Source organism: Escherichia sp. E4385, from assembly GCF_963883145.1.
In the GTDB taxonomy this organism is placed as follows: Bacteria; Pseudomonadota; Gammaproteobacteria; order Enterobacterales; family Enterobacteriaceae; genus Escherichia.
Map to the genome: position 1 here is coordinate 61372 of NZ_CAWOOJ010000010.1, position 16582 is coordinate 77953.

A 16582-nucleotide genomic window follows, 5' to 3' on the forward strand; every position below is an offset into this window, starting at 1 on the left:
ATATCATTTTTCCTAAAATTGAATGGCAGAGAATCATGAGTGACAGCCAGACGCTGGTGGTAAAACTCGGCACCAGTGTGCTAACAGGTGGATCGCGCCGCCTGAACCGTGCCCATATCGTTGAACTTGTTCGCCAGTGCGCGCAGTTACATGCCGCCGGGCATCGGATAGTCATTGTGACGTCGGGCGCGATTGCCGCCGGACGTGAGCACCTGGGTTACCCGGAACTGCCAGCGACTATTGCCTCAAAACAACTGCTGGCGGCGGTAGGGCAGAGTCGACTGATTCAACTGTGGGAACAGCTGTTTTCGATTTATGGCATTCACGTCGGGCAGATGCTGCTGACTCGTGCTGATATGGAAGACCGTGAACGCTTCCTGAACGCCCGCGACACCCTGCGTGCGCTGCTCGATAACAACATCGTTCCAGTAATTAATGAGAACGATGCTGTCGCTACGGCAGAAATTAAAGTTGGTGACAACGACAACCTTTCTGCTCTGGCGGCGATTCTGGCGGGTGCCGATAAACTGTTGCTGCTGACCGATCAAAAAGGTTTGTATACCGCTGACCCGCGCAGCAATCCGCAGGCAGAACTGATTAAAGATGTTTACGGCATTGATGACGCACTGCGCGCGATTGCCGGTGACAGCGTTTCAGGTCTTGGAACCGGCGGCATGAGCACTAAATTGCAGGCCGCTGACGTGGCTTGCCGTGCGGGTATCGACACCATTATTGCCGCGGGCAGCAAGCCGGGCGTCATTGGTGATGTGATGGAAGGTATTTCCGTCGGTACGCTGTTCCATGCCCAGGCGACTCCGCTTGAAAACCGTAAACGCTGGATTTTCGGTGCACCGCCTGCGGGTGAAATCACGGTAGATGAAGGGGCAACCGCCGCCATTCTTGAACGCGGCAGCTCCCTGTTGCCGAAAGGCATTAAGAGCGTAACCGGCAACTTCTCGCGTGGTGAAGTGATCCGCATTTGTAACCTCGAAGGTCGTGATATCGCCCACGGCGTCAGTCGCTATAATAGCGATGCATTGCGCCGCATTGCCGGACACCACTCGCAAGAAATTGATGCAATACTGGGATATGAATACGGCCCGGTAGCCGTTCACCGTGATGACATGATTACCCGTTAAGGAGCAGGCCGATGCTGGAACAAATGGGCATTGCCGCGAAGCAAGCCTCGTATAAATTAGCGCAACTCTCCAGCCGCGAAAAAAATCGCGTGCTGGAAAAAATCGCCGATGAACTGGAAGCACAAAGCGAAATCATCCTCAACGCTAACGCCCAGGATGTTGCTGACGCGCGTGCTAATGGCCTCAGCGAAGCGATGCTTGACCGTCTGGCACTGACGCCCGCACGGCTGAAAGGCATTGCCGATGATGTGCGCCAGGTGTGTAACCTCGCCGATCCGGTGGGGCAGGTAATCGATGGCGGCGTGCTGGACAGCGGCCTGCGTCTGGAGCGTCGTCGCGTACCGCTGGGGGTGATTGGCGTGATTTATGAAGCGCGGCCGAACGTGACGGTTGATGTCGCTTCGCTGTGCCTTAAAACGGGTAACGCGGTGATCCTGCGTGGCGGCAAAGAAACCTGCCGCACTAACGCTGCAACGGTGGCGGTGATTCAGGACGCCCTGAAATCCTGCGGTTTACCGGCAGGAGCAGTACAGGCAATTGATAATCCGGATCGCGCACTGGTCAGTGAAATGCTGCGTATGGATAAATACATCGACATGCTGATCCCGCGCGGCGGCGCTGGTCTGCATAAGCTATGCCGCGAACAGTCGACAATCCCGGTGATCACAGGCGGTATAGGCGTATGTCATATTTACGTTGATGAAAGTGCAGAGATCGCTGAAGCATTGAAAGTGATCGTCAACGCGAAAACTCAGCGTCCGAGCACGTGTAATACGGTAGAAACGTTGCTGGTGAATAAAAACATCGCTGATAGCTTCCTGCCCGCATTAAGCAAACAAATGGCGGAAAGCAGCGTGACATTACACGCAGATGCTGCCGCACTGGCGCAGTTGCAGGCTGGACCCGCGAAGGTGGTGGCTGTTAAAGCCGAAGAGTATGACGATGAATTTCTGTCATTAGATTTGAACGTCAAAATCGTCAGCGATCTTGACGATGCCATCGCCCATATTCGTGAACACGGCACACAACACTCCGATGCGATCCTGACCCGCGATATGCGCAACGCCCAGCGTTTTGTTAACGAAGTGGATTCCTCCGCTGTTTACGTTAACGCCTCTACGCGTTTTACCGACGGCGGCCAGTTTGGACTGGGTGCAGAAGTGGCGGTAAGCACACAAAAACTCCACGCGCGTGGCCCAATGGGGCTGGAAGCACTGACCACTTACAAGTGGATCGGCATTGGTGATTACACCATTCGTGCGTAAATAAAAACGGGTGATGCAAAAGTAGCCATTTGATTCACAAGGCCATTGACGCATCGCCCGGTTAGTTTTAACCTTGTCCACCGTGATTCACGTTCGTGAACATGTCCTTTCAGGGCCGATATAGCTCAGTTGGTAGAGCAGCGCATTCGTAATGCGAAGGTCGTAGGTTCGACTCCTATTATCGGCACCATTTCAAACTCTTCCCAAGTCTACCGAAATCAACTAAAAGCCCGTATACTGCGGTTCATGGCCCGTATCTTATCTCCTGTTATCAACTGGACTCAACCGAAATCAAGTCGCTGTTGGGGGCATAAGTGGGGGCATTCTGTGTTCGGTCCAGGGAGATGCCCCCAATGAAACTTAATGCGAGACAGGTAGACGCTGCTAAACCCAGAGAGAAAGCCTATAAGCTGGCAGATGGTGCTGGTTTGTATCTTGAGGTTGTTCCCTCTGGTTCCAGATACTGGCGGATGAAGTATCGTTTCAATGGAAAAGAGAAGCGTATGGCCTTTGGTGTCTATCCGGCAGTGTCCCTTGCACAAGCGAGGGCACTGCGTGACGACGCCAAGAAAAAGCTGGCTGAAGGTGTCGATCCATCTTTTGCCAAGAAAGAAGAAAAGCTGGTTCGCGATGTGCAACTCAACAACACGTTTCAGTCTGTAGCACTTGAGTGGCACGGTACGAAGGTGAGCCGGTGGTCAGAAGGCTATGCCTCCGACATTATCGAAGCTTTCAATAAAGATATTTTCCCCTATATCGGCCAACTTCCGGTGAATGAAATCAAACCACTGGTTCTGCTGAATGTGCTGCGTCGAATGGAAAGCCGTGGCGCGACAGAGAAGGCTAAGAAGGTTCGCCAGCGCTGCAGCGAAGTCTTTCGTTACGCCATCGTTACTGGCCGTGCGGAATACAATCCTGCGGCGGATCTAACCAGCGCGATGTCAGGACATGAATCGAAGCATTATCCCTTCCTTACAGTTGAGGAGTTACCAGACTTTTTTAAAGCTCTCGCAGGCTACACAGGAAGCCCGTTAGTTGTTCTTGCCGCTCGTTTGCTGATCCTTACGGGAGTTCGTACTGGTGAGCTCCGAGGTGCTTTCTGGAGTGAATTTGATCTTGAGAAAGCAGTGTGGGAAATTCCTGCCGACCGAATGAAGATGAAACGGCCTCACCTTGTCCCCCTCTCTACCCAAGCGCTGGAAATCGTACAGCAGCTCAAAGTAATGTCCGGGCAATATCCACTGGTGTTCCCAGGACGTAATGATCCCCGCAAGACGATGAGTGAAGCGAGTATTAATCAGGTGTTTAAGCGGATTGGATATACGGGGAAGGTAACGGGGCATGGTTTCCGTCACACGATGAGTACGATTTTGCACGAGGAAGGGTTCAATACGGCATGGATTGAAACCCAGCTTGCGCATGTCGATAAGAATGCGATTCGTGGGACGTACAACCATGCGTTGTATCTGGAAGGGCGGAGGGAGATGATGCAGTGGTATGCGGATTACATTGATAACATTGGTAAATTTAATCTAATCATAGCATCATAATTTCACCTACAAACTTAGCTACTTATTCGTTAGATAAAGTGAAAATACAAGCAGGTCTCCTCCAAAACGGAGGAGTTCCATACCAGAAAATTTCTTTTTTTGCTGAGTTTCATTTCTGCTTTCTGGAAAAAAGTTACATTTACTTCTGAAGATCTGCTTAGTTATGTAAGTTCAAACGATAGATACAAACGCAGGCTATAACGCTCTGTGAGGGATTCAGAAAGTCGATTGAATGTAGTGCCAATGGGGCACGGTAAGATATGTGAGTTTTACCTTTAAACTGACCATGCTAATGGAGGCATAATGGCTCGTATCGCTTGTCTTGGATGGGGTTCCTTAATTTGGGAGCCAAGGGGTTTACCTGTTCAGGGGAAATGGTCTGAGGATGGCCCACTTATATCCGTTGAATTCGCCAGACAGTCGCAAGATGGACGGATTACGCTTGTGCTAGTCGAAGCTGATCGATTAGTGCCTTCCCTGTGGGCGATAATGGAATCAGTGGATCTTACCTCTAGTATTGAGGCTTTGCGTTGCCGTGAAGGTATCCCAATAAAAAATATTGAAAAGCATGTTTGCAGGTGGTCTGCTGGTCAGCCTTCTCCAAAACTGATCCCAGGATTGTCTGAATGGGCTGATACCAATAACGTGGACCATGTGGTATGGACCGGTCTCCCTCCAAAATTCAACGGTAAAGAAATCCTTCCAACAGCCGAAAAAATTGTGAAGTATTTAGAACAACTATCTGGAGAACAAAGAGATAGGGCGGAGCAATACATTCGTCGTGCACCGCGTCAGATCGACACCATGTATCGGCGTATTATTGAATCATCGCTCCAGTGGCATTCAACGGGCGGTGAATAGGCATCTGGTCAGACCTGTGTTGAGGGCTGACATTTTAGCATGTGTTTGAGCTGATTAAGAGGAGGCAGGCTAGGATTTCGCGGGGTGCGTATAAACAGAATAAGATACCTTAACTCAGACTCGAGGACGTCCGTCATAAATGTCAGCCCCAAAACTACTAATTGCGGTGGCAAGTATGCCGTAAATTACCCCACTGCAAACCAGTAATTGTTTACGAGGTTACTATCCCCCGTTTAATCTAATGTTTTGACAGCATTGTTACAGTAGTAATGGATTGCCGATCTTGTTTTAAGGTGAATGCCCAACAAAAGGAGCTGTTATGCTACCCGACCATTTAAAAGGTTTACATTTAAGGTCAGCAGGTTTGATAACCGTTGAAGGCCGGACCATAAATGTTTGGGAGTTCTCGCCCCCAACTGATCCGGCGATTCTTGACAGTTGGGCACTGCATTTTCGTCGGCAATACTGTACAGACCAGGAGCTTCCTGAGCTCTTGTGCGGGACAGGAATGACGATAGAACAGTATCTAAATGCACATATTTTCCCCGACAAAGTCAAGGCTCCCGGGCCATCAATTCGTTCTGGTGATTTCGCTGAATTTCTCATTTCCGACTACTTGGAGTTCACGCTCAATCTGTGGGTGCCCCGAGGAAAATACGCTGACAAAGCCAGCAACAATGAGTCCGTCAAAGGCGTTGATATACTAGGCTTCCATCAGTTGGATATTGCTACTCCCAATCGAGGGGATGCCCTTTATGCCTTTGAAGTTAAAGCGTCTCTTTCAGGTGGTATATATGGTGGCCAGCTCCAAAATGCTGTTGACGATGGTTCTAACGATCAACACATAAGGCAAGCTTTCACGTTAAACGCCACTAAACGTAGGTACCTTCGTGAAGGAAAGACACTGGAAGTGAGCCGAATTGCACGGTTTCAGAATCCTGCAGATAACCCTTATACATATTACTCAGGTGCGGTTGCTGTTCTTTGCAACACAGCTTTCAATGAAGAAGAGCTTGCCAAGACACTGGCCAACACGCACTCAAATGAGGCAGCACTTTATCTGATGGTTGTGAGATCCGATCTTCAGATGAAACTGGTTCATGAACTTTACGAGAGGGCCTGCAAATGAAGGCTGGATTCAATAGCAAACGCCTCTTTGGCATAACACGCTCGAAAGGTAAGATGTACGAGTTTGGTCTGGATGAGTCTCTGCATCTCAGAATGCCTGAAGGTTCAGATCCTTTGCAGCTGTTTATTATGACCGTAGCAACCTTGGGCGACGTTACCGGGGTGCTGGCTGAGCTGTCACTGCCATTAGTTTCTCTTCCCCCTGAGCCGCAAGCGGAGCTGAATTTCTGCGCCAGCTTTTTTGACGCAGTTCTGGATTCAGGATTTGCACAAGGCCTCGAAAGCACAACATTACTATTAGCCTCTGCCGCCTATTATGTGGCTCGACGCCCGGGAAGTAGCTTAGTCCTTGCCCGTCGAATTGAACCTAAAGAAGAAGACAACAATGTTGAGCATTTGCTTCAATGGTTGCTCAAAGCGGACTGGAGGACTTACTGGCTTTTAGACGACAAACGTTATGGGCCGCTGCTAACATCGTTTTCGCGTGCTGTTGCTAACCATTTTGCCGAAGGTACCCAGCTACAAGAGATTGATGTACTGATGAAACTCCTCAGGAATGAGGCTTATAAAATGGGCACTCCCGAGGAAGTGCTTTATGCAGATGTCGCCATATCGATTTGTCGTATGAGGCTTGCAGCATCTGCTTGGGTAACCCTCTCCCAATATTCAGGTTTATCAGTGGATCATTGGCGGCCGGTCATTCAGAGGGAACGCTTTCCTAAAGAACTCTGGCCTTCTCAGATTCTTTTAGGGGAAAGAGGGATATTCAGAGGTGACTCGGGCTTGATTCAGATGCCTACAAGTGCCGGGAAAACTAGGTCGATTGAGTTAGTTCTGCGCAGTGCATTCATGTCTGGGCGCACGAAGCTTGCGGTTGTGGTTGCACCCTTTCGGGCACTCTGCCATGAAATTGCCTTATCACTTCGGCAAGATTTGGCCGGCGATGACATTAAAGTCAATGAACTGACGGATGCCTTGCAGATTGACTTCGTTGAACAAATTGCTGACCTTCTGGGAAGTGCCCCGCCCTCAACATCGAACGTATTAGTCCTCACACCCGAAAAGTTTCTCTATGTGCTGCGTCAGTCCTCTCAGGCTTTGAAACACATTGGTCTTGTCGTTTACGACGAGGGGCACCAGTTTGATACTGGCGTGAGAGGTATAACCTATGAATTGTTGCTCACCGAAATCAAGGGATTGCTGCCTGATACAGCGCAGACTCTACTTATTTCAGCTGTGATGCAAAATCCACAGGCCATTGCTAGCTGGCTGATGGGTGAGGATAAGGCACAGGTTATTGACGGCGCAACGCTATTACCTACGAGCCGGTCTGTTGCCTTTGCAAGCTGGACAGAGTCGCTTGGACAGTTAATGTTTCATGAAAATGGATATGACAAAGAGGACTACTTTGTTCCGAGAATAATCGAAGCGGCACAGCTATCGGGAATTAAAGCAGACAGCTCGATATTTCCGACCCGGACGAAATCGAGCGACGTATCGCTCTATTTGGGTCTACGCGTTATTAGTAAGGGATCCGTAGCTATTTTCTGTGGGACAAAGTTGATTGCAAATGGTATAGCAAAAAGGGCTGTCCAGATTGCGGATGCAGGATATAACACGTTATGGCCTTCAACCTACGCTAATCCTGAAGAAGTCATGGCACTGAAAACTATTATTGAGGGTAATTTCGGTAGCAATTCCTTTCTTTTAAAAGCTGCAAAGCTGGGTATATACACTCATCACAGTAATACACCTCAGGGTATACGCTTAGCACTAGAACATGGTATGCAGAAAGGACTGATTAACTTTATTGCATGCACATCTACGCTTGCACAAGGTGTAAACTTGCCTATTCGCTATCTTATCGTGCAGGGAGTATATCAGGGGGTAGGACGTGTCAAAGTTCGCGACTTCCAGAATCTTATTGGGCGTGCCGGTCGTGCAGGGATGCATACTGAGGGGGTTGTAATCTTTGCTGATTCAACAGTTTGGGACAGAAGGAAAAATTGGCAGGAAGGATGGAAATTTCGAAGCGCAGTGGAGCTTCTCTCTCCTGACCGCGCTGAAGGCGTTACCAGTTCACTCCTTTTATTGTTAAAACCTTTTGCACTCCCCCGTAACCAAGAATTGCCCTTTGCTGGGGGCGATTTGCTGGATTTTATGGATAAGGAGGTTGAGTGGGAAGGCTGGGCTAATCTGGTGGCGGATTCAGACCCTCGCCTCAGTAAGTCGCAAAAAGATGCTCTAGTAAAAGCGCTGTTGAGCTCCTTGGCAGAACGGAAAAAGATGACGCATACACTTGAAAGCTATCTAATGGCAAACTGTGCTGCGATGGATGCAACCGCCTTTGAACAGAAGGCCGGGGAACTTGCACGCGAGACATTGGCGTACTCGCTTGCCTCTGCCGAAGAGGCTGAGAAACTTGAAGAATACTTCAGATTGGTTGCCAGACGTATTGAGTCGGTTGAGAGCTCACCCTTAAAGCAGGCATTCTTCGGCAAGACATTGCTGGGCGCAAAGCAGACTAAATTTATTGAAGTATGGTCAGGCGAACATAGAGCAATGCTGCTAGCGCTGGATTCCTCTAATGGATGGCTCAATGCCGTCTGGCCACTACTGACCGAGCTCTGCGACAATCGTTTTTTCCGTAGCGTCGAGCCTGCAGGTGCAGGGTTCGAGATCGCACTTTCGTGGATGTGCGGAATGAGTTACGGAGAAATCTTCAAGAAAGCATCTCAGATGCAGGTTAAAAAGAAAGCCGGTAAGCGTAAACAAAAAGTGAGTGACGACGATATTCTTAAGTTCTTGGAGAGCATACTGGCATTTGATTGTTCGCTCATTCTGGCAGCTCTTGCACAATTCCTTTTTAGTCCAGAGGAAATAATCGGAGAGCAAGGAGCATCGCTCGCTCATTTTCAGAAGAGCCTAAAAAATGGCCTCCCTGACGCGCTATCCATGAGTATATTTGAGGCGGGATTTGCTGACCGTTTTATTTCTCAAGCTATTCGCGACGCTCTCCTCCAGGATGGATATGGAGGCAGCTCATTTGATGAGGCTAGGCAAAATCATTTAAGCGTTATTGAGCAAGTTGTCAAAGGAACCCCTGCTTATTTCAATTACGTTTTAAGCTCATACTGATGTCTGGTGGACTCGTAGCACGGGCATTATGCTGCATGGGTTCCACCACACGATGCGTACCATTTTGCATGAATAGAAATTTAACACTGTCTTGATTGCGTTACAGCTTGCTCACGTCGATAAAAAATAATCCGCGAAACGTATAACACGCTAGCGCTTAGGTGGGTTATATAGTGATATAGAGAACTCTTTTTTACTTTTAAAATACTAAGAGCTATATATTCTTGAGTCTAATTGTAGCAATCCTTTGCTACAATTAGATTATTCTTACATTTTAAGTAAGCGATTATATCTTAAGTTGAAGGCCTCTTTACCACCTTCCATTATCTCACAAACATTAAGTCTGACATCAGTGTCACATAAACCACCTGCAGATAGTAATTGCACCTGACCGCCGTTAAAATGCATAACATTTATGTACTCAGCATCTCCATTTACAACTATGTTTGGGTTGTGGGTAATGATTATAATTTGTCTTCTTCTTTTATTGCTATGTATTTGAGATACTATTAACTTATTGATTAGAGCATTATCTAAATCATCTTCTGGTTGATCGACTACTATTGGATTATCTCCATGACTTAACAGGAATGCGAGAATTGCAGCGGCTTTCTGTCCCGCAGAACCTCTGTCAATTGAGGCGAACTTCCCTTTTTCAACATCTCTTGCATATTCTACCAGTAAACGGTCTTGTGGAAGCCAATTAATTATTCTTTCTAATATTTCTGGCTGCGACTTTATTTTTTCACATAACGATGTTTTAAATCTGCCATCGACTCTATGTATAGTTACATCTTCACTTGCTGCAATTTTGAATATAGTATCCTTTATTTCTGAGATATATTTTATCGTTTTTCTTAAATCTCCACCATCATTTATTAATTTATAAAGTAAACTATCTTCACGATCATCTTGATAAATGGATGAATTGAACCCATTGCTATAACCTAGAATAGAACGGAAATCATTTTCAATATTGTTTTTATCTCCAAATGGAATGATTGACATTTTAACATATTTATTATTCCCAATTACTGAACGGATGAATTTCTCTCGTTTTTTTTGTAGGCGTCTACGTAAGATGTAACTCAAGGAAATCGAACGATTAAAATCTGTTTTGTAAGACTCAAGTTTATTTTCTTCTTCTACGATTTCATCTAACTGTTTTTGTGTGTTATTTCTTTTTTCGATCCATTGTTCATATTCTTGAGGGTTCAGTTCATGCCCTTTGCTTTCGTAAGTTTGAACAACTTCCTTATACCGATCAATGATTTTTTTACTATTTTTTTTCCATTCAGAGTTATCGAGTGCTTGTACGGTTTGCTGTACAATGTTGTCAATCTTTGCTTTTGATGATTTGATATCAGATATGACTTTATCAATTTCAGCAGTGAAATTTTTATGAATTTCACTTACTTCATTTTCATTTTCTAACTCATGTCCTAAATTAGATAAATCAAGAGGGACTGTGTTAAAATCAATAATTGATTGTAATGCATTGCTCAAACTTTCTATTTGGAAACTATCTTCTATTTTTGTTTGTTTTTTTGATAGCGTTTGATAGTTATTAAAAACATCTTTATGTCCACCCTTTTCAAAGCTGGATATATCAGAGTTTAAGTCATCAATTTGTGCTTGAATAGAGGTTTTTTCAAGAGCGCTCAGCTCAATTTTCCTAATGCTTTTTGCTAAATTAATTGATGTAACTTGTTGGGAAGCCAATTTCTGTTTCCAGCTGGAAATATCTACTTGTGGTGTTCGATCAACTATGTTTAGTAAACTTTCAGGATTAGATGCTAAGGCATTGATTTGCTTTTGGCTATAAATGCTTATATTGAATCTTTCCTCTGGTTTGCCCGGAGCATCTTGCCACTCTTCATTTTCAAATTTTTTTATTTCAATGTCATTATTTTTTGTCCATATAACATTAAATAAATCATCACGCCTCTTTATTCCTACGCTGATTTCGGTATCATCTCTAGTAACTCCATCAATAAAAGAATCTAGATCTCTTTTTATAGATTGTAAGCCGACTAACTCTTCAGATCTACCCATCGCAATTCGTAGTGATTCAACAAATGTTGATTTACCAGCGCCACGTCCACCAATTATAGCATTGAAGAGAGGGTGCAGTTTTATCTCAACAGGTTTTCCTGGGATAATTCCACAGTGGGTCATTTTTTTAATTGTTAGGTTGTTAATTGACAGGTTTGGTAGAGAATTAGGATCGTCAATTTCGTTACTTACGCAGAATTTATTATCGTATAATGCAAGCCTTAAACCATCAATTGTTGGTTTTCCCATCTTGATCCAAGAGGTATTAGCTCCTAGTCTAGACTTTTCATGAGCATCAGAACCTTTAACTCTACCTATATCTTGAAATGTCTTTTGTAGTTCTACATCTACGCTATCAAGGAAGTTTAAATCGACAAATTCTGCTGCAACAATTTTTTTTGCCCATGTACTTATTTCTGAATTGTTGTTTTTTATTCCCTTTAATAGCCCTTTAGGACCATCAATATGCGCAGGAATAGCAATTCCATTTTCCTTGCTTATCAGCTCAATTACTTTATCAACAGATTCGGTAGCGCATGTTGACTCTGCATCTCCATGTCCTTCCGTAATCCCACACATGCCAAGCACACCATTAATTTTAGCTGTGCCACAAGAGGGGTCAAAAATTGATAATATATGAACCCTAGATTGCCCGGTGCTTACGGTTATTTCACATCCTGGGAATAAAATTAATGGGCGATATTCTTGATAGGATGTTTCAAGCGCTTTTAGCTCTTGCTTCAAGATATCAATCCATGCCCCACTAACATGGTCAGTTACTGCAACGCAGTCAACCTCTCTTTCCATCAGGGCAATGAGCCACTCTTTTGCTGTTTCTGCTGGCGCTTTGTAATCTGATGAGGCAGGAGTGTGTGTATGAAAATCAAATTTATACCAATAGCTTCCTACATTAGTGTACATATCAAAGTCCTACTAAGTTATTAAGCTGAAACGTTTTATTGTTTTAAAACATGATGTTAAATCATATTTCCTATTCACATTTTTTACTATTAAATTTTAAAAATTTTGAGTTTTGCTTTCATATATGAAAAAATGCATGTGATGTTGATCGTTTCATTTTTCCGCGTGATAATGAATGTTTCCGTCAGAGTAGAAATTCCTATGAAGCCCCTACAACTCTTCAAAAACCTCTCCGATGAAACCCGTTTGGGCATCGTGTTGCTGCTCAGAGAGATGGGAGAGCTGTGCGTATGCGACCTTTGCACTGCGCTGGAACAGTCACAGCCCAAGATCTCCCGTCATCTGGCAATGCTTCGGGAAAGTGGCCTATTGCTGGATCGCAAGCAGGGGAAATGGGTTCATTACCGTTTATCTCCGCATATTCCTTCCTGGGCTGCTCAGGTGATTGAGCAGGCCTGGTTAAGCCAACAGGACGACGTACAGGCCATTGCCCGTAAGCTGGCATCAGCCAACTGCTCTGGCAGCGGTAAGGCTGTTTGTATCTAAAAAATTTGCCTGTACATATATGTTTTTACGAATGTGAGGTGTTAAAGATGAAAACGTTAACGGTGTTTGATCCGGCGATGTGCTGCAGTACCGGCGTTTGTGGTTCAGATGTCGATCAGGTTTTGGTCGATTTTTCTGCTGATGTGCAATGGCTGAAAGGGCGTGGGGTCCCGATCGAACGTTATAACCTGGCGCAGCAGCCTATGAGCTTCGTTCAGAATGAGAAAGCGAAAGCTTTCCTTGAAGCTTCTGGAGCTGAAGGGCTTCCACTGCTGTTACTCGGTGGTGAAACGGTGATGGCCGGGCGATACCCAAAACGCGCTGAACTGGCTCGCTGGTTTGGTATACCGCTGGAAAAGGTGGGTTTAGCTTCCACCAGTTGCTGTGGTGGTAAAACTTCCTGTTGTTGAGTATGTCAGGAGGACATATGAAATTCTTACAGAATATCCCGTCTTATCTGTTTTTCACCGGTAAGGGAGGTGTAGGCAAAACTTCGATTTCCTGCGCAACAGCTATACGTCTGGCTGAACTGGGAAAGCGTGTTCTGCTTGTCAGTACCGACCCGGCTTCTAACGTCGGTCAGGTATTCGATCAGACTATCGGTAACACTATCCAGCTCGTAACTGCTGTTCCTGGTCTTTCGGCTCTGGAGATTGACCCGCAGGACGCCGCCCAGCAATACCGCGCCAGAATCGTTGACCCTATTAAAGGTCTTTTGCCTGATGACGTTGTTAACAGCATCAGTGAACAGCTTTCAGGAGCTTGTACGACAGAGATCGCTGCGTTCGACGAGTTTACTGGCTTACTGACCGACGTTTCTCTGCTGACCCGCTTTGATCACATCATTTTTGATACTGCCCCAACGGGCCACACTATTCGCCTTCTTCAGCTTCCCGGAGCCTGGAGCAGCTTCATCGAAAGTAACCCGGATGGTGCTTCCTGTCTTGGTCCAATGGCTGGGCTGGATAAACAACGCGAGCAATATGCTCATGCGGTTGAGGCATTATCCGATCCTGAACGAACTCGCCTTGTGCTGGTCGCGCGATTGCAAAAATCAACACTGCAGGAAGTCGCTCGTACTCATGACGAATTATCAGCTATTGGCCTTAAAAATCAGTATTTAGTCATTAACGGTGTTCTGCCTGCGAGCGAAGCAGAACGTGATGCACTAGCCGCTGCAATATGGCAACGGGAGCAAGAGGCGCAGGCAAATCTTCCTGCCGGGTTATCTGATTTGCCGACAGACAACTTATACCTTCAGCCGCTGAACATGGTGGGTGTGTCCGCATTGAAAGGCCTGCTCAACGAACACGCTGAGATAACATCGCTTCCTGAACAAAGCATACCGAACAAGCCAGAGAATATGTCGTTGTCTGTCCTGGTTGATGATATCGCCCGCAGTGAACACGGTTTGATTATGCTGATGGGCAAAGGTGGCGTGGGTAAAACCACAATTGCTGCGGCTATCGCCGTTAGTCTGGTGGATAAGGGTTTTGATGTGCATCTCACCACCTCAGATCCTGCTGCACATCTCAGTACAACGCTCAATGGCAGCCTCAAGAATCTGCAGGTCAGCCGAATCAACCCTCACGATGAAACTGAACGCTATCGTCAACATGTTCTTGAGACGAAAGGCCGAGATCTGGATGAGGCTGGGAAACGGCTGCTCGAAGAGGATTTACGTTCTCCTTGCACAGAAGAGATTGCGGTGTTCCAGGCGTTCTCACGCGTAATTCGTGAAGCAGGCAAACGGTTTGTGGTCATGGATACGGCACCTACCGGGCATACGCTATTACTGCTTGATGCTACCGGGGCTTATCACCGTGAGATTGCCAGGAAGATGGGGGATAAAGGTCATTTTACCACTCCGATGATGCAGCTTCAGGACCAGGAACGCACCAAAGTCTTGCTGGTCACTCTGCCTGAAACCACACCTGTACTGGAAGCGGCAAACCTGCAGTCCGATCTTGAACGTGCGGGGATTCATCCCTGGGGCTGGATTATCAATAACAGCCTTTCGATTGCACAGACGCAATCGCCGCTGCTTTGCCAGCGCGCCCTACAAGAGCTTCCTCAAATCGAGGTTGTGAAAAACCAGCATGCAAGCCGCATAGCGTTAGTACCGGTAATGGCTGCTGAGCCCACTGGCATCGAGAAACTCAGAGAGCTGGCCGTTTAATATTTTTTTGTATACACAGGGCGGCAGAGCCGTCCTGCTTGGAGGATTTATGTTACTGGCAGGCGCTATTTTTGTCCTGACCATCGTTTTGGTTATCTGGCAACCGAAGGGATTAGGGATCGGCTGGAGTGCGACGCTGGGCGCGGTACTGGCGTTGATCTCTGGCGTAGTCCATTTTGGTGATATTCCTGTTGTGTGGAATATCGTCTGGAATGCGACGGCGACCTTTATTGCTGTGATTATTATTAGCCTGTTGCTCGATGAATCCGGCTTTTTCGAATGGGCGGCGCTGCACGTTTCACGTTGGGGTAACGGTCGCGGGCGTTTGCTGTTTACCTATATCGTCTTGCTTGGTGCAGCGGTGGCGGCACTGTTTGCCAACGATGGTGCGGCATTGATTCTGACTCCAATTGTCATCGCTATGCTGCTTGCATTAGGTTTCAGTAAAGGTACTACGCTGGCATTTGTCATGGCCGCCGGGTTTATTGCCGATACGGCCAGTCTGCCGCTTATCGTGTCCAACCTGGTTAACATTGTTTCTGCAGACTTCTTTGGGCTGGGTTTCACTGAGTATGCGTCGGTAATGGTGCCGGTGGATATTGCCGCTATTATCGCCACGCTGGTGATGCTGCATCTGTTCTTCCGCAAAGATATTCCGCCTACTTACGACCTGGCTCTCCTGAAAGCACCGGCAAAGGCGATTAAAGATCTGCCAACCTTCAGAACCGGCTGGATAGTTTTAATTCTTCTGCTGGTTGGGTTCTTTGTCCTTGAGCCGCTCGGTATTCCCGTTAGCGCGATTGCGGCTGTTGGCGCTGTAATCCTGTTTGCAGTGGCTAAACGAGGCCATGCCATTAACACGGGTAAAGTGCTTCGCGGTGCGCCATGGCAGATCGTCATCTTCTCGCTGGGGATGTATCTGGTGGTCTATGGCCTGCGTAATGCAGGGCTAACAGAATATCTCTCCAGTGTGCTCAACGTGCTGGCAGATAAAGGACTTTGGGCCGCGACGTTTGGTACCGGCTTCCTGACGGCTTTCCTGTCTTCCATCATGAACAATATGCCTACCGTGCTGGTTGGCGCTCTCTCTATTGATGGCAGCACCGCAACAGGCGTTATCAAAGAGGCGATGATTTATGCCAACGTGATTGGCTGCGATCTGGGGCCGAAAATTACACCGATTGGTAGCCTGGCAACGCTGCTCTGGCTGCATGTCCTTTCACAGAAGAACATGACCATCACCTGGGGATACTATTTCCGCACCGGGATCGTCATGACTCTGCCTGTGCTGTTTGTAACGCTGGCCGCGCTGGCGCTACGTCTCTCTTTCACTTTGTAATGAGATACTGATATGAGCAACATCACCATTTATCACAACCCAGCCTGCGGCACATCACGTAATACGCTGGAGATGATCCGCAACAGCGGTACTGAGCCAACCGTGATTCTTTACCTTGAGACTCCACCTTCACGTGATGAGCTGGTCAAACTCATTGCCGATATGGGGATCACGGTACGGGCACTGCTGCGTAAAAATGTCGAGCCGTATGAGGAACTGGGTCTTGCAGAAGATAAATTTACTGACGACCAGCTCATCGACTTTATGCTGCAGCATCCAATTCTGATCAACCGTCCGATCGTAGTGACGCCACTGGGAACTAAACTTTGCCGTCCTTCGGAGGTTGTTCTGGATATCCTTCCAGATGCTCAGAAAGCGGCTTTCACCAAGGAAGATGGTGAAAAAGTCGTTGATGATGCAGGTAAAAGGCTGAAATAAAGATAAAGGGGGGCAAATGCCCC

The 16582-nt window shown here is 46.9% G+C and carries 12 protein-coding genes and 1 tRNA gene; 12 read left to right on the forward strand and 1 reads right to left on the reverse strand.

The features are described from left to right. Positions 1-35: 35 nt before the first annotated feature. The 7 genes from proB (at position 36) to AACS80_RS09545 (ending at position 9081) form a co-directional block, all read left to right on the forward strand. Positions 36-1139, forward strand: a complete 1104-nt coding sequence (gene proB, locus AACS80_RS09515; RefSeq protein ID WP_001285288.1) for a glutamate 5-kinase — start codon at positions 36-38, stop codon at positions 1137-1139. Between the two features lie 11 nt (positions 1140-1150). Next, the gene (proA, locus tag AACS80_RS09520) at positions 1151-2404 is read left to right on the forward strand and encodes a glutamate-5-semialdehyde dehydrogenase (RefSeq protein WP_135409526.1); all 1254 of its coding nucleotides are present in this window, start codon (positions 1151-1153) and stop codon (positions 2402-2404) included. Between the two features lie 114 nt (positions 2405-2518). Continuing rightward, positions 2519-2594, forward strand: a tRNA-Thr gene (locus AACS80_RS09525). A 163-nt stretch (positions 2595-2757) separates the two neighbouring features. Further along, positions 2758-3954 (forward strand): tyrosine-type recombinase/integrase, encoded by a 1197-nt coding sequence (locus tag AACS80_RS09530; protein ID WP_138183763.1) that lies wholly within the window; start codon positions 2758-2760, stop codon positions 3952-3954. 303 nt (positions 3955-4257) lie between these two features. Next, on the forward strand, positions 4258-4815 hold the full coding sequence (locus tag AACS80_RS09535) for a hypothetical protein (protein ID WP_089618208.1): 558 nt from the start codon (positions 4258-4260) through the stop codon (positions 4813-4815). A gap of 319 nt (positions 4816-5134) precedes the next feature. Continuing rightward, the gene (locus AACS80_RS09540) at positions 5135-5944 is read left to right on the forward strand and encodes a hypothetical protein (RefSeq protein WP_032410149.1); all 810 of its coding nucleotides are present in this window, start codon (positions 5135-5137) and stop codon (positions 5942-5944) included. After that, the gene (locus AACS80_RS09545) at positions 5941-9081 is read left to right on the forward strand and encodes a DEAD/DEAH box helicase (protein ID WP_135409528.1); all 3141 of its coding nucleotides are present in this window, start codon (positions 5941-5943) and stop codon (positions 9079-9081) included. The genes AACS80_RS09540 and AACS80_RS09545 overlap by 4 nt, the downstream gene beginning before the upstream one ends. Before the next feature lie 267 nt (positions 9082-9348). On the opposite strand, the gene AACS80_RS09550 is transcribed toward AACS80_RS09545, so the two are convergent. Then, positions 9349-12057, reverse strand: a complete 2709-nt coding sequence (locus tag AACS80_RS09550) for a TrlF family AAA-like ATPase (protein ID WP_138183764.1) — start codon at positions 12055-12057, stop codon at positions 9349-9351. Between the two features lie 201 nt (positions 12058-12258). On the opposite strand from AACS80_RS09550, the gene arsR reads away from it, so the two are divergent. From arsR to arsC, 5 genes are read left to right on the forward strand one after another with little or no spacing between them, the layout of a single operon-like run. Then, positions 12259-12603: an As(III)-sensing metalloregulatory transcriptional repressor ArsR gene (gene arsR / locus AACS80_RS09555; protein ID WP_167852387.1), complete on the forward strand. Its 345-nt coding sequence runs from the start codon at positions 12259-12261 to the stop codon at positions 12601-12603. 47 nt (positions 12604-12650) lie between these two features. Continuing rightward, the gene (gene arsD / locus AACS80_RS09560; RefSeq protein ID WP_135409533.1) at positions 12651-13013 is read left to right on the forward strand and encodes an arsenite efflux transporter metallochaperone ArsD; all 363 of its coding nucleotides are present in this window, start codon (positions 12651-12653) and stop codon (positions 13011-13013) included. A 17-nt stretch (positions 13014-13030) separates the two neighbouring features. After that, positions 13031-14782: an arsenite efflux transporter ATPase subunit ArsA gene (arsA, locus tag AACS80_RS09565; RefSeq protein WP_135409534.1), complete on the forward strand. Its 1752-nt coding sequence runs from the start codon at positions 13031-13033 to the stop codon at positions 14780-14782. A 49-nt stretch (positions 14783-14831) separates the two neighbouring features. Next, positions 14832-16121, forward strand: a complete 1290-nt coding sequence (gene arsB / locus AACS80_RS09570) for an arsenite efflux transporter membrane subunit ArsB (RefSeq protein ID WP_135409535.1) — start codon at positions 14832-14834, stop codon at positions 16119-16121. Between the two features lie 12 nt (positions 16122-16133). Further along, a complete protein-coding gene (gene arsC / locus AACS80_RS09575; protein WP_135409536.1) occupies positions 16134-16559 on the forward strand; it encodes a glutaredoxin-dependent arsenate reductase in 426 nt (141 codons plus the stop codon). The last annotated feature ends 23 nt before the right edge of the window (positions 16560-16582 follow it).